The 21691-nt window shown below is 35.5% G+C and carries 19 protein-coding genes and 1 pseudogene; 1 reads left to right on the top strand and 19 read right to left on the bottom strand.

What is annotated here, in order from left to right:
• Positions 1-69 precede the first annotated feature (69 nt).
• The 10 genes from DXB39_RS07935 to DXB39_RS07890 all read right to left on the bottom strand — a co-directional run bounded on the left by DXB39_RS07935 (position 70) and on the right by DXB39_RS07890 (position 11397).
• Positions 70-3081 (bottom strand): AAA domain-containing protein, encoded by a 3012-nt coding sequence (locus DXB39_RS07935; RefSeq protein ID WP_117841266.1) that lies wholly within the window; start codon positions 3079-3081, stop codon positions 70-72.
• Between the two features lie 3 nt (positions 3082-3084).
• Positions 3085-4455 carry an HNH endonuclease signature motif containing protein gene (locus DXB39_RS07930; RefSeq protein ID WP_117841267.1) on the bottom strand — a complete coding sequence of 457 codons (1371 nt, stop codon included), beginning with the start codon at positions 4453-4455 and terminating at the stop codon, positions 3085-3087.
• A 107-nt stretch (positions 4456-4562) separates the two neighbouring features.
• Positions 4563-5183, bottom strand: coding sequence for a hypothetical protein (locus tag DXB39_RS07925; protein WP_117841268.1), 621 nt, complete (start codon positions 5181-5183; stop codon positions 4563-4565).
• Positions 5184-5276: 93 nt separating this feature from the next.
• Entirely contained in the window at positions 5277-6281 is a 1005-nt protein-coding gene (locus tag DXB39_RS07920) for a thymidylate synthase (protein WP_117841269.1), read from the bottom strand.
• Positions 6268-7263, bottom strand: coding sequence for a nucleotide kinase domain-containing protein (locus DXB39_RS07915; protein WP_117841270.1), 996 nt, complete (start codon positions 7261-7263; stop codon positions 6268-6270). The genes DXB39_RS07920 and DXB39_RS07915 overlap by 14 nt, the downstream gene beginning before the upstream one ends.
• Positions 7260-7877 carry a hypothetical protein gene (locus DXB39_RS07910; RefSeq protein WP_117841271.1) on the bottom strand — a complete coding sequence of 206 codons (618 nt, stop codon included), beginning with the start codon at positions 7875-7877 and terminating at the stop codon, positions 7260-7262. Before DXB39_RS07910 ends, DXB39_RS07915 begins: the two co-directional genes overlap by 4 nt.
• A 19-nt stretch (positions 7878-7896) precedes the next feature.
• Positions 7897-8352, bottom strand: coding sequence for a TIR domain-containing protein (locus DXB39_RS07905; RefSeq protein WP_117841272.1), 456 nt, complete (start codon positions 8350-8352; stop codon positions 7897-7899).
• A gap of 512 nt (positions 8353-8864) precedes the next feature.
• Positions 8865-9539: a nucleoside phosphorylase gene (locus tag DXB39_RS07900; RefSeq protein ID WP_243005997.1), complete on the bottom strand. Its 675-nt coding sequence runs from the start codon at positions 9537-9539 to the stop codon at positions 8865-8867.
• A gap of 99 nt (positions 9540-9638) precedes the next feature.
• Positions 9639-10130 (bottom strand): GNAT family N-acetyltransferase, encoded by a 492-nt coding sequence (locus tag DXB39_RS07895; RefSeq protein ID WP_117841274.1) that lies wholly within the window; start codon positions 10128-10130, stop codon positions 9639-9641.
• A 913-nt stretch (positions 10131-11043) separates the two neighbouring features.
• Complete coding sequence (locus DXB39_RS07890) at positions 11044-11397, bottom strand: AbiH family protein (protein ID WP_117841275.1); 354 nt, start codon at positions 11395-11397, stop codon at positions 11044-11046.
• Between the two features lie 23 nt (positions 11398-11420).
• Between DXB39_RS07890 and DXB39_RS15260 the strand changes: the two are divergent.
• Positions 11421-11804 (top strand): annotated as a pseudogene (locus tag DXB39_RS15260) (plasmid mobilization protein); the annotation flags it as partial.
• 62 nt (positions 11805-11866) lie between these two features.
• On the opposite strand, the gene DXB39_RS07880 reads toward DXB39_RS15260, so the two are convergent.
• The 9 genes from DXB39_RS07880 to DXB39_RS07840 form a co-directional block, all read right to left on the bottom strand.
• Positions 11867-12340 carry a hypothetical protein gene (locus tag DXB39_RS07880; RefSeq protein WP_117901604.1) on the bottom strand — a complete coding sequence of 158 codons (474 nt, stop codon included), beginning with the start codon at positions 12338-12340 and terminating at the stop codon, positions 11867-11869.
• Positions 12341-12522: 182 nt separating this feature from the next.
• Positions 12523-13950, bottom strand: a complete 1428-nt coding sequence (locus DXB39_RS07875) for a glycoside hydrolase family 1 protein (RefSeq protein ID WP_117841276.1) — start codon at positions 13948-13950, stop codon at positions 12523-12525.
• A gap of 71 nt (positions 13951-14021) precedes the next feature.
• The gene (locus DXB39_RS07870) at positions 14022-15908 is read right to left on the bottom strand and encodes a beta-glucoside-specific PTS transporter subunit IIABC (protein ID WP_117841277.1); all 1887 of its coding nucleotides are present in this window, start codon (positions 15906-15908) and stop codon (positions 14022-14024) included.
• Positions 15909-16031: 123 nt separating this feature from the next.
• Entirely contained in the window at positions 16032-16883 is an 852-nt protein-coding gene (locus DXB39_RS07865; protein WP_117841278.1) for a PRD domain-containing protein, read from the bottom strand.
• Between the two features lie 650 nt (positions 16884-17533).
• Positions 17534-18061, bottom strand: a complete 528-nt coding sequence (locus tag DXB39_RS07860; protein WP_117841279.1) for an SLATT domain-containing protein — start codon at positions 18059-18061, stop codon at positions 17534-17536.
• A gap of 3 nt (positions 18062-18064) precedes the next feature.
• Entirely contained in the window at positions 18065-18712 is a 648-nt protein-coding gene (locus DXB39_RS07855) for a hypothetical protein (protein ID WP_117841280.1), read from the bottom strand.
• A 2-nt stretch (positions 18713-18714) separates the two neighbouring features.
• Positions 18715-19929 (bottom strand): nucleotidyltransferase domain-containing protein, encoded by a 1215-nt coding sequence (locus DXB39_RS07850; protein ID WP_117841281.1) that lies wholly within the window; start codon positions 19927-19929, stop codon positions 18715-18717.
• Between the two features lie 231 nt (positions 19930-20160).
• Positions 20161-21261 carry a Fic family protein gene (locus DXB39_RS07845; protein WP_117841282.1) on the bottom strand — a complete coding sequence of 367 codons (1101 nt, stop codon included), beginning with the start codon at positions 21259-21261 and terminating at the stop codon, positions 20161-20163.
• 118 nt (positions 21262-21379) lie between these two features.
• Entirely contained in the window at positions 21380-21679 is a 300-nt protein-coding gene (locus DXB39_RS07840; RefSeq protein WP_117841283.1) for a hypothetical protein, read from the bottom strand.
• Between the last annotated feature and the right edge of the window lie 12 nt (positions 21680-21691).

Below are 21691 nucleotides of genomic sequence, written 5' to 3'. Positions count from 1 at the left end.
ATAACAGTGTTATATAACACTGTTATAAATATAATAAGTTTTGGGGAAGATGTCAAGGGGGATTTATATTTACCTTACACTCTTAAAATACTGTATCAGTATATTTTTAATGTAATTGTACCTTCTGGCATAAGAATTTTCCACCCGGATTAATTCAAATCCATGCGCCCGGCAGATTGCATTTTTCTGCTCGTCTCTCGCCCGCACAATGGCATTTTCTTTATGTTCTTTTCCGTCTAACTCAATGGCAAGTATCGGCATATCCTGTCCCCGGAATCCTTTTTCATATACCACAAAATCAAACCTGCCGGTATAAAAAAGGTCATCATAGGAATCATTTTCCCGAAATACATGTGCAATACTGACTTCCCTCTGCACAACACAGCGGTTATTTGTATTCAGCACATTATCCAGTGCATGATTTAATGTGGTTAAAAATGCTGCCTCTGTCTGCGTGCTGTATGGCTTGATTCCCAATGCCCTGGAAGAAGTCTCTCTTGCTGTCACCTGCGCCTCACCGTTGGTCTGGACATAATCTACCAGCTCATAAATATCATCATCCCCAGCGGAATGCAAACGCTTCAGTTCCTTGATATCCGACAATATTACCAACTGGTCTTTTGCCCGGGAGGTTGCCACATTAATCAGTTCTTTATTATTTTTCAGCCAGTCATAAGTTCCCTGATAAGTCTGCTGGGTGATTGCCAGCGAAAAAAGCACAACATCTTTTTCATCTCCCTGAAATGCATGAACCGTTCCGCAGGGAATATTTTCCATCCCATTGTCTTTCAACGCCTTGTTAATCAGCTCTTTCTGATTGGTAAACGGAGTAATGATACCAATACTCTTATCCGGATGTTCTTTGATAAACGAAATAATCTCTTCCACTTCCTGCGGCGCTGTATTCTTATAGTTGGTGGTATTTGCTGGAATATTCTTAAAAATCAGCGGATTAGCTTCTTTATCCGGACTGTTGATAATCAGCTTGTTGTTATAATATTTTTTATTATTAAATGAAATAATTTTCTTATTGCAGCGGTAATGGTGGCTGAGCAGAATTTCCTCGCTGACTGCATCACATGCCAGATAGGTCTTATAAATGGAATTCTTTATATAATCATACTCATCTGTCACTCCATAAATCCGCTTAAGCTTCTCATTATCTATGGAATTCAGCAGAATTACCGGGCTCAACTGCTGCGGGTCACCTACTAACATAAGACTTCTGCCCCGGATAATCGGCACTAATGACATGGCAATATTTCCCTGGCTTGCCTCATCCATGATGACCATATCAAAATAAGTTCCCGGCTCACCAATCTTATGTGCCGATATGGATGTAGTTGCAATAATCGGGAAAATTCTCTGGAACTTCTTCAAATTTTCTTCCTGACGGATATAGGTATTAAACTGCTTGACTTTCTTTTCCTCATCCGGACAGTTTACAATCTCCATCAAATCCTGATTTTTCGGTTCCTTCAGACGCTGAATATATTTTGCAGACGTATAGTAGAGATATTTCTTAAACAGCTCCTCATCTTCCACTACAAGTTTCAATGCTTCTTCATCTGTAATCTCACCAATTTCTGCTAATTTTTTCCGTACCTCCTGAAGCTGAACACCCTGCAATTCTGTCTGAAAGGTCAGATGCTGATTAGTCTCTATCATTTTAAGAATCGCTTCTTCCCGCTCCTTTAATTCGATTCTCTCTTCATGCCTCTGTAAAAGCTTGGTCAGCTTCTCCGTCCTTCTCGTCTTATCGTCCTTGTTCTTCTCAAGGGTACTGTCAAATATGGAAATATCCTTTGTCCGCTTATACAAATCCCGAATATCATCCAGTGCCTGCAGCACGCATTTATCATTTCCAAGGCGGATAATCGGAAATGGTATCATCCCCTTATTCCGATAAGGAATGGACTTTAATTTATCGCACACTCCATCAATGGGATGATTGTTATAAGACGCAAATAAGACCGTTTTCTCGTTAAAGAAAGCAGTCACCATAGTATTTACGATGGTATTTGTTTTGCCGGTTCCCGGCGGTCCCTGGATATATGCCAGCGGATATTTCATGGCATTATGAATTGCCAGTAACTGGTCCAGATTGATTTTCCGGTCTAAAAGTGTTATCGGATAATTTTTCCTTCGGTCTACCTGTTTTAACAGTTCTCCGAAAAATGCTTTTATCGGAATGGTCACTTCATCTTTTTCATACATTTTATGAATTGCTTCATACTCCTGATGAAGATCCACCAGCAAATCCCTGCCGACTGCAATTACATATGGCATATCATCCACACCATTTATCTGGGGATTGGACTTCGTTATTTTATCTTTTATCAGCTCCTGATTCTTTTCAAAATCATTTAAAAGTTCATAGTCATCTGCATCTAGGAATTTCCTTATTCCGAATTTTGCTTCCGGCTTATTCTTCTCCAACGAAAACTCCATGCAGACGGTTATTTCTTCATCCTGCCTTAAGGTCTTCTTCTGCACATCCAGCCGCAGCTTTCGGTATGCCAGCACATATACGCCTTTGGGCGTATGTATACTTAATACGTTTATTGCCAGCTGCTTCATTTTCTTCTTGGAAGCGGCATCCTTTGCTCCATATTGAAACTTTGATACAATCTGCCTAAACTGCTCCGGTGTGAGCTTATAAGTCCCCTGCCATTCACCATCCAGATGCTCAATGAGTGCATAATCTGTTTTGTAAGGTACAGAATCCATTTTATTGCAGTCAACAAGATAATTGAGCACCTTCAGATTTGCAATATTATCAAAGATTCTCCGGTATTTTCCCTGATTATATGTAATATCATCTATCAGCTCCTGCTTAGTTTCAAAATAAGAGCCTTCTATTACTGCCGATGACAGTATGGATTCAATATAAATGTAAAGGCTCATTGTGGTATACTGCCCCAAATGCAGTCCCATTACATGCATGGATTTCCGGATAGGGTCTATCTCCATAATTCCAATCCAATATTTTGTTACTTCATCTTTTCCGTTTCTGTACTCTATACTGAGCCATTTTCTCTCATGAATGGCCCGGAAGATATCTCTGCAAATTGTGTTCATGGTTTATAATTGTTTTTCCATTCCTTCTTCTGAATATGATTTTATCCACCCGCATCGTACTGCATCTGAAACTGTATATTTCACCCCATACCTGTTGCTAAATATAAATTGCAAAAGAGAAACTTTCTCCTGCTTCATTTCACTAAGTATAACAGCAAACAACTCTCCAACCAGCCAGTCATGTACATATTGTGCTGTCCACTTTTTTCTATTATCAAAATATTTCATCCGTTCACTTTCTCCTATAGGTCTATACATTCCCGGTTGCCAAATCACATCAATATATCCCTCCATTTTAGGTATAAATTTCAAATATGCATATATTTCTGCATCCTCATTAGAATCGACATTCCTGCGTAGTGCCACCATATCATTATCAGAATACACCTGAAATATATTATAAGGCTTATCTTCACCATCATATGGATGCTTTTTCATAAATTTTAAAAACTCCGCAAAAAAATTCAATTCTAATTCTAAAATCTTATAATAACCTCCCTTTTCTTTATATTCCTGGAAATTTTCAGCACCCAATTCAGCTCTTATAATTTCCTTCTGTACAATATAGTCATCAAATAATCTATCTATAATTTGGGCAAATTGTTTAACCATATCAGTAGATGCTTTAATCATTACATTTGGAAGACTCATAACATAAAATTTTTCATCCTCTAATGTTTTCCTGACTCTGCACCAGCTTCTTTCATATGCATTTTTTCTCGAACTGCATCCTTCAAATAATATAGCTACAATATCTTTCTCATCAAATCCTATGTCAATATCCGTTTGGTATAAGCTTCTAAAATAAACCATACAACACATTTTATCATTATACCGTATAGGTAAATAGGCATCTATTCTAACCTCTCCTAAGCCATAATGAAATACCATTCTATCTCCATTATTAAAGCACTCATATTCTATCTTTAGATCTTCTTCATTATACTTATTCGGTTCTATATTACTTGGCTGTAAAATAACAGACTTTTCTACACCACTAATTTGTAACTTTTTTTCATATTTCTCCCATATTTTTTCCGCTTTACGAGAAGCTAACTCATGGAAAAATCTTAGATTACTTGTTTTAAATGGGATGTTTGTTTTTCTTTTATTACAATTAGAGCAACATAACATATAATTCTCAATAGAATTTTTAACAAATTTTTTATCTTCTAATTCTTTAAGATACCTCTTTAAATCTTCATCATTTGAATTTTTAACTTTCTCTAAGCTTAAGTTATCCGGTAGAATATGATCAACCTCTGCATTTTTAGGTATAAGAGCGCATCCACAGTAGACACATTTTTTCTCATATACCTCCCACATAGCTGTCCTTATAAAAACATTTTCTTTTAAAATTTCATGATAAGACATTTTTCTCCCCCTTGCCAGACATTTTCATAATAAAAATTCACTCCAATTACTGCATCAGCCTTTATCATATATATGTTTTGTAACACCAGACATAGGAAAAAATCACCCTACTTCTCAAATGCCATTCTTTCCATAAGATTCTTGTATTCAATCATTCTTGTATTTGTTTCAATTAAATCTTTTTTTAATTCTTCATAATCAGGATACATCATCTGTATCTGCTGCGGTGTTTTTTCTTTATTATTTATATTGTCACTATACCATTTTCTAAATTTTGCTTGCCACATTGTTAAATGCGGACGTAGTCCCGTATTTAACACCTTCTCTGTGAGTTTAATCAAATCATTTGAATATGGTAATCTACTTACTGGAATCTCTTTTAACAGCTCTCTTGCAATTCCAAAAAAATCATACCACGAATTATACACCTCACTTATAACATCATTATCTTGATCAAATGGCAATCCTATTTTTCGTGTACTTAATTCTACCCACAATTTGTATGCGATTTCTTGGTCCTTTTTATTATACACAAGTTTCACACTAGTATCTCCAATACCTAAATTCACCTCATCAATAGTAATAGAATGCTTTTTTGCTATATTTGCACATTTTCTAATCATAAACGAAACAATCAAAACTGCAATTACTAAAATGATTCCTGCAAGCCAATTCACCTTAATATAAATGATATTCCAACCTTCTAACCCAACATCAAATATATTCATTTCCGTTTTCTCCTTATAATTTTAAATTTTATATAAATTGAAGATATTTCCACACAAATCTATTTCTAATTTTTCAAACAGCATAATACTAAATTATAGTTTAACTCTTCTGCACATCCATTCTTTCATCATATATTGATACAATTTATTAGAAATATTTTGCTCGCAACAACAAATTACGTCCTCATCCATATGATGACGATATGCAATATACTCGCACAAAAGTATCAACATATTTTGATATGCCTCTGGTAAATATTTGTTTTTTACAATACTTTTAATATAATTACTTGTACATTCTTTTTGAGAAAGTTCTCTCATGCGAACCAACAATTCCAAAAATACTTTTTCTGACTCTATTTTTTCCAATCCTATTTTTTCTGTATTGACGTGAGCTGTTTTTTCAATATCAATACTGCATTCATTATTAACATACATATGTAAACTATCACTAATATGCATATATTCACCAACATCCACCTTTAGCCAACCAGCGATAATTTCCTGTAAAAAAGTAAATTGTAAGAAATTATATGGTAATCCAAACACTATATCATTACTTCGCATAATCTGAGTCCACAGCAATTTGCCATTTCTAATTTTTAATAATGAACAAATATTGCATGGTATATCATCATTATTTGGTATTCCCACACTCTGTGGTAAATCTATATCTGGCTTCCAAATTTCCATTACTACCTGTCTTGACTCTGGATTATTTTTCAAAGCGTCAAAAGCTCTGTTTATCTGGTCGAAACCAAAAGAATACCGCAGTCGCTTACCATATGCGCCTGGATAGCGTTCATATCTCCCTTGATATTTTGGAAGTGCCGGATTCCATGCATTTAGTAGCGCAGCCTCATCACTTCCATTCATAATCATAACTAATTCAGCAATAGCAAACGCAGGACTTATTGACGGCTTTCGTCTTTCCACCCAACGTTGTGTTGGATCAGATATAGACATACATACATGCGTTAATTCCTTAGTTTGTCCATTACGTCCAATTACACTTTCACCAAATGTTTTAAGTTTTTGATATATATCACAATACACTTCATCTGCTGTTCTGCCAAAAGCACACTCATTTACTCCCATAAAATCCCTCTATTTTATCATTTATTTTCCATTTTGGAGGATAAAAAAAAGCTATTTTATCTTCTCTCATTCTATATCTTTGTTTAATTCTCATTCGCCCATTACAATCTATAATATCTGGATACTTAACCCGAGAATATTTATCAGTTTCGCAAAAAATATTTTGACAATCTATAAGCTGAAGTTTCCGTCCCCAGAGAGTTGCAAATTTTAAACCTAAACGTTCAAATTCTTCTTCTTGGTGTTCGCACATATATCTAATAATATACTTTTGTGAATACTCATCTGAATTACTAAAACACTTTCGTATTCCAGCTTTAGCACCAGGTCCGGCAACTACAAATTCCATTTCATCAAAATTTACCAGTTCTGAATAATTAATATCAACTGCATATTGATATGCCAAAAAAGTTCCAATAGTCGGATATGCCAGCAACGTATTATAAAGTTCTTCCAAATTTCGGCAATGCATAATTTTGGGGGTTATATGATCTTTCATCATATAATCTATTAACATTAAATGATTCATAAACTTACGTTCATGCCCAAACGCTGACTTTCCTGATGCCATTATATATGCAGCTGAATATAATTTTTCCCCCTGTTCAAAAAAAACATTCAAGGCTTTACCATACCGATCTACATCAAAGTTTTTGTAATTAAGTCTCCCCAAAATATTTTCTAACTTTTCCCATGTTTCTATTTTGTTAAATGTTTTAAAAAGTAAAACTCGAAATATGGTATCTTCTTCTGTATATCCGCCTTGATAAATAACATTTTTTATCAGATATTGGCTTACTCTATCACTGGCCCTATAAGTATTGGTAAACTTATATTCTCTTAAAATAATATCTTCCGTAAGATTATCTTTTTTCCCCATCAATTTACGCATAAAAATATTCTGGCGCTCACATGCAAATTGCCAATATGTATCATATACTTTAGTTTTTTTTAATTCTTCTCTTTTTATATTTATAATCATTTCTTTTCGCCTTCAAACCTAACAAATTGTCCAAATTTCTTCCACTTGTAAGGTAGTCCGTTCTGTCCCATCTCATAATAGTTTCCAACCCAATTAGTAACATCTGCACAAATATTATTTTGTAGTTTTTTATATCCCCTTCCAGTAGCAATTACCTCTTTGAATTCTTTTGGAAGTTCTATAGCATTTTCCCCAAAATACCAATAATGAAAAGATATCAATACCCGATCTATCCTTGTATCATGAATAAGATTATTTTTATTTATTCCATCAGCATAGCTATGATGTGAATTTTCTTGCATCCATTCGCCATCAATATGATGATAAATATTATCACCATAGCATTGCTGATAATTTCCATCAAAACGAGGTCTTTTCACAAAATATCTAGGATCTACCCAATACTCATCAAATGTACAAATTTCGTCAACTTGCATTAAAAAGACCATTTTATGCACAATTGCTGTATTTGCACCTCCAAAACCGGCAACCCAGTCTCCTTTTAATGCCCTCTCTCTAATTTGTGGTTTACATGTTGCCAATGAACAAATATTCCAAAATGGATTTGGCGCAAATCCATAATCCCTGGTGATTACATATGAATATAAATACATTTATGCATACCTCCCCCTTTTAGCAAGTCACTCTTTCCGTTCCCCAATTCCTACCAGGTCCATTCCATGTATTATCTCCATTAATTCCAGAAATAATACTATCTCCATTCCATTTTTGAAGTGAATTTCCATATTTATTCAATGCTTCCGGAAGCTCACTATCGCTTTCACCAGGCAAATAAACACCCACAATTCGTTTTCCTTTTCTAGCTGCATGTTCAATTTCCCAGTTTACATATTCACTTTTACTGGTATCCCTACCTATTAATACCACCGTAGTCCCAGCCCAATCAATTCTAGGTCGAATAATGGATTTTATATATTCTTCATTATGAGCATTATTTGGATTTTTACTCTCATAAATAGAACTATCTTTCATTGTCATTCCATGTTTACCCAACAATAATTTTAAATTCTCTATTCTTTCCGCATCTACATGATAATGTGAAACAAAAATATTTTTTACATCGTCCATATCTTTCTCCTTCCGATAGACTAATTTTCATGTATAGTTCGACATTTCAACAGTCCAAACCTCTATTTTCCCTGCAAGTTTTTCAGTAAATTTCTTATATGTCTAAAATTCTTTTCTCATTTACGTTTGTCTTTTTCATATATAGCCTCCTTTAACTTTAAAAACACTCAATTTACTGTTTTCAAAATTATTTTTGCTTCATATAATTATCTTAATATCAATATCCTCAACTCCCAATCCCTTCCAACTAATTTACTTTATAATATTGAAATTTTAAATAAAAAAAGCCCACAAAAAAAACCAACACCTTAAGCATTGTCTCTTTTGTGAACTTCTAATTTTTTTCTTATTATAATATCTGCGCTCATTTCTCATAACTCACTCTCCCAAATATGATATAGATATTATGCGACTATTTTTTACAAATTGCAACCCTTTTATTGACAAATTGTCTGATTTTTCTATCTATAAATAATATTTTACTACTGGATTCATCAATAAATATCAACGTGTCAAATTCTCTTGGCAAGTTCAATTGCGATATATAATTTGTCCACGTCATGGTTCGCTGCCGCCAGTCCAGTTGCATCATAAATTGCCCGGTCCAGCACATCGCCTGTAACCAGAAAATTATATAAATCCCAATCATAAAAATCACAGACTGCCTGAACTCCAGCCAATTCCATCTCCACGGCAATACATCCTTCCTTTTTCCTTGCGTCAAGCTTCGCTTTAGTTTCCCGATATATTGCATCCGTTGTCCAGACTTTTCCTGCCACATTAGGAAGTCCTAAATTGTCAAATATGGATTTCACAATCTGATGATTTCTAATTTTTATATAATTTGATGGTTCTGCATAGTGATAACTCATTCCTTCTTCCCGGTAACTTTCTATTGGAATAACAAACTTTCCAGTTGTCTTATCTCTATCCAGCGAACCTGCTGAACCAAACATAATAAACCTGCTTGCACCCGTCAGCCAATTTGCATCTATCACATCACTCCCTGCCATTGCAGAACCTATATGGCTTAAGTATGCGGCAATTTTCATTTTATCTATTTCAAAAACATATACCTTTGTAATTCCATTGCAACACTTTATTGTACCAGCCTGCTCATGTGCATATGTTTTCAGTATATAGTCAAATATCTGCTCTGAAAAAACAATAATACACTTATCACACAACTGCTTTTTCTCCCCATAAAAATCCTCCGGTCTAATTATTGCCTCTGAATTATCAAATGCCTCTGTTATTATTTTTCTGGCTCCTTAGGTCACTCTGCCTCATGATTTTTTACAAGTTTTTGTATACTCAACTAAAGTCATTTTTTCGTTTATAACTGTTTCATCGCCGACTCTGACAAATCCACATTTTTCATATAAATAGCAATTTTTTTCTTCTTGCTTAATAGTATCTAACCGCCATTCTATTGTATCAGAAGAATACATTTCAAATAATCGTTCTATTACAGCACTTGCTATTCCTTTATTTTGAAATTGCGGAATAACAAAAATAGGGGAAATCCATTTTACATTTCTCCCATTATGCCATTTAACTCTTACACCACCTACTCTCTTACCATTAAACAAAATAAAATAGAAATCCGAATTGTCTTCAATTATCTTCTGTGTTATTTTTTCAAGACTTTCTTTTGCCGGGCTTGTAATATCATCCCGATATTTTTCATATAACGCTATAAATGCTTCTACCTGCAATTTACGCAAACCTTCTGCTTCTCCACTTGTTATGAGTTCCAATTCTATTACATCATTCATTTTTTATCTCTCCTTCTTGTAAACCTATTTCCAACAGTTCTTTACAAATGCTCTTTCACCTACAAAACCTGCCACCGGCAGCTCCTTCCAGATGCCTGGTAGCATAAAAAAAATCGCACTAAACCCTCAAAGTCCAGTGCGATATTTCCAATCTAAGATATAAAATGTGTTAAATCATCTCTTATATTCTGGTTTTATGCACTAGACTAAAAGACCTACACGCCATAAACTAATGCACTAACCTTGCATATTTATAGCTGTGTACGTCCGTAATACATGTACATATAACGTCTTGAATATAAGTTCTGATTCATGTGTATGTTCTCCTTTTTTTGTTGGTAAATATACCATTATTGGCAATTCATGTCAACAATAGGCAACAATATATTTTTAAATATTATTTCACCATACTCTGTTTTTCTTCCATGCATACTACTCTGCTGTATAGATATGACTTCTTGTATTTGGGCACAAATACAATATACTACTTACAATTCCACTTTGTATGTGCCAAACTATTAACATTCATTTATGATAGTCTCCTTTGTTTTTAATATAGTTGGCAAACCTATACTTAGTATAACATTAGCGATTTTTTATTGTAAGTTAAAACGTTTGTTGGCACACCTGCACAGCTGATGATTCAATTATATCTTATACGAATAAACCAGTCTCACTTTTACATAAGAGACTGGTGTAAAATCTTAACATATACTCTAATACATCTACATTTTAAATTCTGCGAAATTACCACTATATCCTACTTTTGTAATTTTTCTTTTAAATTCATTTCTGCGTTCAACTGAATCATATTCTTCAAGATACCACCTACTCGCTCTCATTTTTTTCGATTTTCTAAGTCTATCACATATTTCCTTAACATATGGCATATCTACATCTGAATATGATAAACCTACTGAATATCTGTTTTTTCGATATCTTCAAAAAATTCTTTTTCATGAAATATATTTTGATTCGTATCTTTTATTAATCCCGTTTTAGCAATATGAATAGCATTTCTTATGTTTTCATCATTATAAAGTAAATTATGCTCTTTTAAATTTAATAATTTTTCCTCATATCCAATAATCAGTTTACTATAATCCTTGCCAATTGAAACCATATCCTTACGTTTTTGTTCTTCATAATTTATCTCTCTTATCCCATGTATATGACAGATATTATGTTTGCATACCCCATATATCCTTTCAAGCGTTTCAGAATAATCAAATATGGCTTGCGGGTGCTTAACTGTACCTGCTGTCACCCCACTATGAAAGGAGCTTTACCATGAGCAATCAACACAAACATCCAACTATAAATTTTAGAATCAGCGATGCTGAACGCAAATAAATCGAAGCCCGCATTCTTGCCAGTGGCATGATGAAGAAAGATTACTTTGTCCGTTCCTGCATCTATAACCGCATCTGCGTTGTCGGCAAGAAAGAAACTATATATCCTCTTGTGCAGACTGTTAATGCATTATATCTGCAATTACTTGAAATACAGAAAGCATTTACTAATTGCTGTAATCAACAAAATTTAAGCAATCTTCCTACCAATGATGAAATTAAGGAACTACAGACCGACTATAACAATATGCTTACAGCTATCATTGATCTGCTTGATAGTGCTAAGTATCTTTGGGAAGGAGAACACCATGAAACAAAATCGCCGCATCTTCATCTTCTCCTGATATCAGCTCAGCAATGCATTTATTCAGTATCGTTGCGATCTCAAGTCTTTCCTTTATCTTGCCCTCTCTGCTTATCAGCTGATACATTTCCTGATTCATCCCCATCTATGTAATAATACCAGTGAGTAAACTGCGAGATCACCACAAAAGCAGCCCCTGCGGCAGCAATAACATATCTGGCTTTTACTCTTTTTAATGTTCTCCGCTCTTTCTTCGAAAACAGATAAACACACACATAAATATGAAAACACAGCAGGAATACGTCACTTAAAAGGAATACAAGAAAACTCGAAATACAGACCATCACACTGCCCGGAACTTCGGGATATCCGCTGAAAATATGTGCCATGGCATCCATCAGCAATAACAGGGAAGCAAAACTCTCCATCAGGATAAGATACCGACGCTTTTCCCTGTCATAATTACTGCTCAGAAATATACATAATGCAGCTATGGCACAAAATACACATCCCCATATAAGTATCGCTACCTGCAGTACTTTTTCATCCGGCATAAAAAAGCACTCATCACATTCGTCACTTACAATAAGTATTACACTTTACCGTGTAAAAGTCAACCTTCCCAAAAAATCCCGGAGTACATTGTCATACTCCAGGATTTTGTCATCAACCGGATAAAAGCAACCGCATTCGCCACATAATTCTACACCAGATAACTGCTTCGCAGTTGATTCAGTTAAAACTCTTCCCCGCAGGATTCAATCACTTTTTTGTACCAGTAAAAAGAATCTTTGCGGATTCTGGAAAAGTCTCCGGTCCCGTCATCATTTTTATTTACATAGATAAGACCATAACGCTTCTTGAATTCTCCGGTGGAGGCACTGACAAGATCTGTACAGCCCCAGCAGGTGTAGCCGATCAGATCTACTCCGTCATGGATTGCTTCCTTCATCTGCTCTATATGGCGGCGCATATATTCAATACGGTAATCATCGTGAATCTTTCCATCCTCTGTCAGCTGATCCACCGCCCCAAGACCATTTTCCACGATCATGATCGGAATCTGATAGCGGTCATAAATCTGGTTCAGAACATAGCGAAGACCAGTTGCATCGATCTGCCAGCCCCAATCGGAAGATTTCAGATATGGATTTTTCAGATTGTCACTTCCATTTCCGGCCGTTTTCTCTCCGTCCTTTGTCACGCTGACACAGCTACTGGAATAATAGCTGATGGTGAAAAAGTCCACCGTACCCTTCTTGAGGATCTCTTTATCCTCCTGAAGAACCTCCAGCTGGATTCCGTGCTCCTCAAAGTATCTCGCTGCAAATCCCGGATAATATCCTCTTACATGAACATCACCGGCAATGGAATTGTGGATCTGCCCAAACTGCTGTGCATATAAGATATCATCCGGATGGCAGGTATATGGATAACCATTGTGATAAGCAAGCATACAGCCAAGCATAAACTCCGGATTGATCTCATGAGCCATGGAAACTGCAAGTGCACTTGCTACCAGCTGGTGATGCATTGCCTGATAACGGCTCTGCTCACATACATCCTTCGGGTCCAGCATTCCTGCACAGAATACCGCACCAAAGTCCTGCGTCAGCATATTGATTTCATTAAAAGTCAGCCAATATTTTACCTTACCTTTATATCTCTCAAATAAAACCTTTGCAAATCGAAGATAGAAATCGATCATCTTACGGCTTTTCCATCCGCCATACTCCAGAGAAAGATGAAGGGGATTCTCATAATGAGAGATCGTTATCAGCGGCTCAATGTTATATTTTCTCAACTCATCGATCACATTGTCGTAGAACTTAAGGCCTTTCTCATTTGGAGTTTCCTCATCCCCATTTGGGAACACTCTGGACCAAGAAATAGAAAAACGATATACCTTAAATCCCATCTCTGCAAAAAGAGCAATATCCTCTTTCCAGTGATGATAAAAATCAGTTGCCTGGTGATTGGGATAAAATTCTTCCGGTAACGGTGCCGGCGGTGTAAGACGACGTTCCTTATCCACACTTCCTCCTGTCAGGACATCTGCAATGGACGGGCCTCTGCCATCCTCATCCCAACCGCCTTCATACTGGTTTGCAGCAGTTGCTCCGCCCCAGAGAAATTTTTCCGGCATACGGTTATAATTTTTCATTTTTTTAATTTTCTCCTTTTTACAAATATCAGGCGGATCTGTTATCTCCGCCTGATGTTTCGTTGTTATTCTTATACAATAGTCAGAAATTTATCTCCTGCATTTACAGCTGCATCTTCTTTTTCCATGCATACTGCTTTGATATAATCAGAAATATTGGTCACAACAACCGGTGTGATCAGATCATATCCTTCTTTCTTAATGGCATCCATATCGAATTCCACAAGAAGCTTTCCTTTTTTTACCTTATCTCCCTCAGAAACATGGGATTTAAAATATTTACCATTTAAATTTACAGTATCAAGTCCGATGTGAATCAGAATTTCTACTCCACTTTCTGTCACAAACATGATTCCATGTTTGCTCTCCATGATATTTGCCACCGTACCATCTGCCGGTGCATAAACCTTTCCTTCTGATGGAACGATCGCTGCTCCGTCACCTAAAACCTTATCAGCAAAAGTTTTATCCGGAACATCGGAAAGTGCTTTTACAGTTCCTGCTACCGGTGCACAAAGCTCGATCTTATCTACAAGCGGAGCGTTCTGCTGTACTGGCTGTTTTTCTGTATCTGTGTTCTGTACTTCATCCTCTGTCTCAGCCTTTACATCCTCAAATCCGAAGATAAGTGTAAGAACAAAAGCAGCTACAAAAGATACCACGATCATAATGATTCCATAAATCAGATTGCTTAATCCCTTCTCGCCGATAAACGCCGGGATCGCCATGATACAATTCTGTGCAATGTAAAGAGAAACCTGAAGAAGTCCTCCTACGATACCACCGATTCCGGCTGCGATGGAAGCTGCTACAACCGGTCTTTTCAGTTTCAGTGTAACACCATACAGAGCAGGCTCTGTGATACCCATAAGAGCGGAAACACCGGCTGCACTTGCCAGCTGTTTCATGTTGCTGTCCTTGGATCTTACAGCTACTGCAAGAGAAGCTCCGGACTGTGCAAGGTTAGAGCATACCTGAGATACAAAGATCAGTGTATCGCTACCACCGGTTGCAATGGCATTCAGTCCGATCGGTGTCAGCGCATGGTGCATACCGGTCATAACGATGAACGGGAAGGTTGCTGCAAGGATACCTACAATAATGAAACCAAGTTTTACGGACAGGAAGTTGATGGCTACCGCAAGTCCGTTACCAATAATTGTTCCGATCGGTCCAACTACGATCAGGGCGATCGGTGCACTGATCAGAATTACCAGTGTCGGGTTCAGGATCAGTTTTACCATTTTTGGTGTGATCTTATCAACCAGAATCTCAATATAATGTGTGATCCATACCATCAGGATAACCGGAATAACGGAATAAGAATAAGTTGCTTTTGTAATCGGCAGACCAAACAGTGTGATGGCCGCATCACCAGCTACCATAGTTACAAAGGTAGGGCTTAAGTAAACACCGGCAATAAACAGCGCCAGTGACTGGTTCACGCGGAAAACCTTGGCAGCATTTGCTGCGATCAGGAACGGCATGAAGTAGAAAGTAACATCTCCGATAAAACTGATCACCTGGTAGGTACTGCTTGTTTCTGATACCAGATGAAAAGTTGTCAGCAGGGTAAGTACAACTTTGATCATACCGGCTGCAGTCAGGGCAGGGATCATCGGGGTCATACATCCGGTGATGGCATCGATAACTTTTGAAACAACACTCTTTGAGCTGTCAGAGTTCGCTGCCGGTGCATCATCGGTAGGAACGCCTTTGTCTTCCAATGCCTTGTAAACAGCGTTTACTTCGTTTCCTGCGATAACCTGGAACTGATCTTCATGCCAGTTAACGCCGGAGATCTCAGAAAGCTTTAAAATCTCTTTCTCATTGATCTTCGATCTGTCTTTCACATAGAAACGAAGCCTTGTCATGCAGTGGAACAGACGGGTGATATTATCTTTTCCGCCCAGCGCTGCAATCAGTGTGTCTGCAGTTTTTGCATAGTCCTTTTTCATTTGGGGACCTCCTTTAATAATAAATATTGAAATTTATATTAAAGGTCTTGCCTGAAAAGATACGCACATGGCACGTATTTCAGTAACAATCCATTAACACCTAATTTATAAAACAATCTCTTTTCACAGATTTTTCAGACGTTTATGGTCTTCTGTGATCTTCTGGATATGAATCGTCAGATACAGCATTTCGTCCTCAGTCATAGCGTATTTATATTCCTCTTCCATCATAAGATAGATCATTTTTACACAGCCGTAAGCTTCTCTGTACTGCTCCTTGATAATCTTGAAAAGTTCCTGATTCTCATCATAGTGAAGCTCTTTATGAAGGAATCTCTGGGCAAAATATTTCAGATGCGTGAGAAACCGCTGATAATACAGATTATCCTCCTGAAATTCCATATTGTCATAATACTTCTCCACGATGTCCAGGATCTGATGTACGATAATGGAAATCTGATAGCTGTCCGTCTTGCCGCCATCTTCCGCATTCACAAAATGTAATGCAAAAAATCCTGCTTCATCTGCAGAAAGATCTACCTCGAACATCTCATTTACCTTTTTCAGTAATTCCAAGCCGATCTCATATTCCTTATGATAAAGCTGCTTGATATCCAGAAGCAGCATATTCTGAAGACGGATCCCGTTTTCAAGTCTGGAGATCGCACCCATGATATGGTCGCTAAGGGAAAAATAAATACTGTCATTTAATTTCATCCCCTCTTTTTCCTTCACTTCATTTACAAAAGCTCCCACAAAATCCAGATATTTTTCCGGAATAGCAGTCAGATAACCCTGTATCTCCTTGCTGATCTGGGCATTTTCCGCAGTAAAGATCTTCTCGATCCTGGACTCCTCCACTTGCTGTCCTTTCTTTTTCTGAAAGGCAATTCCGCAGCCCTTTACAATAACTTCATGTCCCTGTCCATCCCTGGACAGTATCAGATTATTATTCAAAATCTTATAGATAACCATATTCCTGTTCCCCCGCTGCCAGACAAATAAAAAAAGGCCATTACAGTATATAGAAAACCTATTCCTATACTACTATAAGGTCTTGCCTGACGATAAATAAATATTTCAGTAACAATCCTTCTGATTCGTAACTATTTAATAACTGCATGTAATAGTATCAGAAAAAATATATGTTGTCTATCTGGAATATTTAATAAAATATTTATAATATTTTTGTGAACTTTGACAAAATCCCCTGATGATCCTGCCATACGGATGATATGTACCCTCTTTACTGGACAACCAGTAAGGAGGGTACATATCAATGAATGGATACCCCCTTTCTCCATTAAAAAAAGAGCCCCAAACATACCAAAAAATATGTTTAGGACTCTACCTATGACGGGATAATGAAGTTTACTAATTTCAGGATAATAGAGTTTGCTAATTTACAGTTTACTATTCAAACTCGGCAAGTCCAAAGATATTCTTAAATATATTTGTTTAGGTTTCGTATCTTTTTCGCCGGTATTTTATTTCTGTTGCATATATTATTTTGGCTCACTGATTTTCTGTTGCCAATTTGTCGCCAATTTTATTATACTTAGAATATAACCATTTTACAATCATTATTTCATCTATACAAATCACCTCATACCTTCGAAATTATCCTATTCCCAAAGATTCAATTCCTCATTAGTATAATTTTCTTCACCGTTTTTTATTCCCTCTTGTGCCCGCTCGTAGTCTCTTCTACTAGTAGGAAATTGAGATCCTAACTCATTTGCATGACTTATTTCAGCTTGAATCTCTTCCGCTTTTTCCAGTATTTCATTTTCTGTTAATGCATTATCTTTAATAAAATTTAAAATTAAATTAATTCGTTTACTAATTCTCAAGTACATATCTGCTGCTTTTGCATTTCCCTGGGCTTGATTTTCGTAATCACAAATTTTTTGTATACTTGCCAATATAGTTGCGCCTATAGTAAAAACAAGTGCAAAGATTTCAGCTGTATTACTACCTTCTCCAAACACGATTGTAAACAATGTTGTTCCTGCAACTGCATTTAAAATAATTTGAATAATTGATATCCATTTATAACATTTACGTTTTCTTTCTGCTGCATTGTAATGCTTTTTTTTCTCATATATCGCATCAGTTTTAAATTGTTTTAACTGTTTAACTACATTATCCATGGTTTACCTTTCTGTCACATTTTCTTTAATCTCTAATAAAATTTTTTTACAATCATTTTGAAGTCCAGCATTTATCACTCTTTTCAAAATATCTCCATGACAATTTCTTATTCGCTTTCCACTTCCACATGGACATAATAGATGTCCTCTATATGGCGATTGCACTACAAATAGTATAATATTAAAAACTTGTCTCCAATCATCCGCTCTAAACAAATCTTTCAAATACTCTAAATCTCCTATTATTCCATGCGAACGTTCTCCATATGGATACACACCATATTCCTCGTAAAACCGATATGTGTATAAATATGGAATTATATATTGATCTATGAAAGAACATATATCTGCATTTTGTGAAAAAAATATTTTTAATTCCAAATCAGATGCTAGGCAAAATTGTCCATCTGGATATATATGCGGATAATTTCGATCAATACAATGGGACACCTCTTTTACTTTCGGAAGTGCCAGGGGAAACTCCTCCGGCACACCAATTTCTAATTCAAATTTTCCAGTCATGCGAACATCCTTAAAACAATGATTTAAAATAAATTCTCCAGAACAAATATACGAATTCCTATCTTTCGTCATCTTTAACTGTGGATATTTTTCTTTTATCATTTCAACATTTAAATCATCAATTCCCATAGTTATTTTCTCCATGGTTTTGGTGTGTTTTTGATGATAGTCGGCACAACATTTGCATATTCGTTTAAGTTAATACTTTTCTTCACATAATCCCTTCCAAAATTGTTTTCAAGCAATGCTACAAAATCATTATCTTCTATCTGTAACGAATCTACATAATCTTTTTTCATTGCTTTTACCCATTTAAAAAATAGTTCTGCTTTTTCTGGATTAATGTTCCAAGAATCAGCTAAATTATCATTTGGGTTTACCGGATTTATAATTTGCCATTTTCCATTACTTTTTCGAATAACCTTTTTAGTCTCATATTGTCTAGAAAACGCTTCTTCTGTCATGGTTTGGTTAGCAGAATAGATCTCAAAGTCGTCTGCTATTGCCTGAAGTAATTCAAAGACATTTAACGATGGATTCATACCACTTGCGATTTCTGCACAAATAGTTGTTATTATTGCCGATGTTGGTTTGAGATTTTCTTTTTTTATTCTACAATAATAAACATCCCTATGATGTTTTAAAATCTGTATAACCCTCTGTAATGCTGAACGTTCTAGTCCTTCTGGAATTTCCTCAATACTATTGTAAACTGTTCTACTTTTTTCAAAAAGGACCTTTCGCTTATTTATTCGATCAAACTCTAAAAAAGGTTTATTTATCGATTCAAACCAGTTTTTATAGGCTCTTGGATTACTCGTAAGCCAAAAATAATTTTGTTTCCTTTTATCAGTAATTGCAACCGCCAACTCTGCATTATCCTGCGATAAGTTATTACCTACCATCAACTGTATAATATCATTTGATTCCGAAACACCCGGCACAATATCAATGTTAAAGCCTATACCGTTCACTTCTGCATACTCTAAGGTCCAACATTTATCCCATTCAATATTTTGAAGTTTTTCTCTATATACTTCGGAATTACATAAAGTTTCTTTCACAACATTTTTTACATATTTTGCAGTTGTTGTTTCCTTCTTATCTCCAAGACAACAAATAAAATCTAAATCATAATCTGCTTCCTTAGATTCCCGATAAGGACGAACTACAGTACCTAAGCTGAACGAACCTTGCGGAAAAATATCACAAGTAAGTCCTTGATTTTGTAGATATGTACCAACTGCCTTATATTTTTCTGTTGCATTTTTATACATGGTCGGAGAGATATCCAATCCCTCTATCAATTTCAGTATATCTTGTTGCCTTAATTCTTTTTTTCTCATCTATTTGCTCCTTTATAATAATTTTCTCTATATTGAAACAAAAATGACCTATTTGTGAATCAATCGAACTTCTGTTTCGGATTGCAAACAGGATTAATAGATGATATAGTAAATGTGTGTAATATTGTTAATCATCTATTGGTCATTAACAATACTTTGGATTGAGTTGCCCCTCAATCCATTTTTTGTCAAATCCTGCTTTCAGCTAATTATTTATTCCCCCCTTTCCCCCTATTCTCGTAAAATATTCAATAAATCATAATAAAAATATGTTCTATTTCTACTTTTATCATCTGTATATAAAATGTCTGCATCTACCAAAACATTCAAATATCTGTTAATTGTTGCAGATGGAATATCCGAACATTGAGCGATAGTCGATGAATTTACAATTGGATACTTATAAAGCAAGTTAATAAGTGTTCTCATATTTCCTGTGCGAACTAATCCCGACGCTTTTTCTAAATCTTTTTCATACAATAAATTAATGTCTGATATCATACGTATATATTTATCGCATTGATTTTTTACAGTTACTAAAAAGAATTTAATCCATTCGGACCATTCGTTTTTATTTCTAATGTTGTTCAACAACGTATAATATTTTAATTTATCTCTCTCAAGAGCCTCACTAACAAAAAAGCAAGGCATATCAATCTGCTCAACATAATAGAGATATAATGGAATCAAAATTCTTCCCACACGTCCATTGCCATCCATAAACGGATGAATCGTTTCAAATTGTGCATGAATAATTGCAATTCTAACTAAAGACCGATAATTATCTTTTGGTTTTTCTATATATTCGATTAAATTATCAATCAACTTTTCAACCATCTCTGGTTCTGGAGGTGTGTATGTAATCTCACGTTTTCTGCCCATTGTCCCGACATAATTCTGATGAGTTCTAAATTCACCTATTTGATCGGTTTGTTTTCGTACTTTTCCACTAAGAAGTATTTTATGCAAGTCTAATATAAACTCCTTGTCAAAATCTCCTCTTTTTAAATATCGATAACCATATTCTGTAGCAGCATCATAGTTTAAAACTTCCTGAATATCAACATCTTTTTTATCTGGTACTACCCTATTTACTAAAACGCCATCTAAGGTAGCCTGCGTTCCCTCAATCATAGACGAGGCTAATGCCTCTTTTTGCTGTAATGTTGGCAAAAACCACGCCCTATCCAATTTGCTATCTTTTATTTTTTCTTTATATACTTCCAAACTAGTCGATGCATCAATCAATTCATCCAAAAAAATATCTGTTTTTATAAGTTCTGAATCAATTGGCAACATTGATGGATGGAATGCTTGACCCATTTGTTTCATCTCAAAACTCTTCTTTCTTTGTTCCTTATACAGAATAATACCACTTATAGAATCAAAAGTCAAGTTTTTGATTCTATAAGTGGTATATTGTATTTTTTCCAATCATTATATGACAATATTATTTATGTTTTCGTCTTTTCGCTTCTTTCCGTAATTCTTCACAAAATTCTTTACAATTAATTCTTCCATAAAGTCCTGGTCTTCCCGCCGTCATCAAACGTTTTAAACAATCTGGTACACCTTCTCCACTTTTGAAATGAATCCTTTCTTCTGGTCCCCAAGCCCCTTGCTCTTGATTATCCTCATGGACATCAAAATCAACATTATCAGATGTTAACAGATATTCTATCGCTTCTTGTTTTTCATTTTCGTTATTAAAATGAACCTGTCCGTTTTTTCCAAAAACCAATTTTCCCATTATATCCCTTTC

This window comes from Roseburia sp. OM03-7AC (genome assembly GCF_003462625.1).
Classification (GTDB): Bacteria; Bacillota; Clostridia; order Lachnospirales; family Lachnospiraceae; genus Roseburia_C; species Roseburia_C amylophila.
This window is presented reverse-complemented; position numbering and strand designations above follow the sequence as displayed.

Coding starts and splice junctions, on each gene's coding strand:
- DXB39_RS07935 (WP_117841266.1), bottom strand. CDS start 3,081: ATGAACACAATTTGCAGAGATATCTTCCGGGCCATTCATGAGAGAAAA.
- DXB39_RS07930 (WP_117841267.1), bottom strand. CDS start 4,455: ATGTCTTATCATGAAATTTTAAAAGAAAATGTTTTTATAAGGACAGCT.
- DXB39_RS07925 (WP_117841268.1), bottom strand. CDS start 5,183: ATGAATATATTTGATGTTGGGTTAGAAGGTTGGAATATCATTTATATT.
- DXB39_RS07920 (WP_117841269.1), bottom strand. CDS start 6,281: ATGGGAGTAAATGAGTGTGCTTTTGGCAGAACAGCAGATGAAGTGTAT.
- DXB39_RS07915 (WP_117841270.1), bottom strand. CDS start 7,263: ATGATTATAAATATAAAAAGAGAAGAATTAAAAAAAACTAAAGTATAT.
- DXB39_RS07910 (WP_117841271.1), bottom strand. CDS start 7,877: ATGTATTTATATTCATATGTAATCACCAGGGATTATGGATTTGCGCCA.
- DXB39_RS07905 (WP_117841272.1), bottom strand. CDS start 8,352: ATGGACGATGTAAAAAATATTTTTGTTTCACATTATCATGTAGATGCG.
- DXB39_RS07895 (WP_117841274.1), bottom strand. CDS start 10,130: ATGAATGATGTAATAGAATTGGAACTCATAACAAGTGGAGAAGCAGAA.
- DXB39_RS07880 (WP_117901604.1), bottom strand. CDS start 12,340: ATGCCGGATGAAAAAGTACTGCAGGTAGCGATACTTATATGGGGATGT.
- DXB39_RS07875 (WP_117841276.1), bottom strand. CDS start 13,950: ATGAAAAATTATAACCGTATGCCGGAAAAATTTCTCTGGGGCGGAGCA.
- DXB39_RS07870 (WP_117841277.1), bottom strand. CDS start 15,908: ATGAAAAAGGACTATGCAAAAACTGCAGACACACTGATTGCAGCGCTG.
- DXB39_RS07865 (WP_117841278.1), bottom strand. CDS start 16,883: ATGGTTATCTATAAGATTTTGAATAATAATCTGATACTGTCCAGGGAT.
- DXB39_RS07860 (WP_117841279.1), bottom strand. CDS start 18,061: ATGGATAATGTAGTTAAACAGTTAAAACAATTTAAAACTGATGCGATA.
- DXB39_RS07855 (WP_117841280.1), bottom strand. CDS start 18,712: ATGGGAATTGATGATTTAAATGTTGAAATGATAAAAGAAAAATATCCA.
- DXB39_RS07850 (WP_117841281.1), bottom strand. CDS start 19,929: ATGAGAAAAAAAGAATTAAGGCAACAAGATATACTGAAATTGATAGAG.
- DXB39_RS07845 (WP_117841282.1), bottom strand. CDS start 21,261: ATGAAACAAATGGGTCAAGCATTCCATCCATCAATGTTGCCAATTGAT.
- DXB39_RS07840 (WP_117841283.1), bottom strand. CDS start 21,679: ATGGGAAAATTGGTTTTTGGAAAAAACGGACAGGTTCATTTTAATAAC.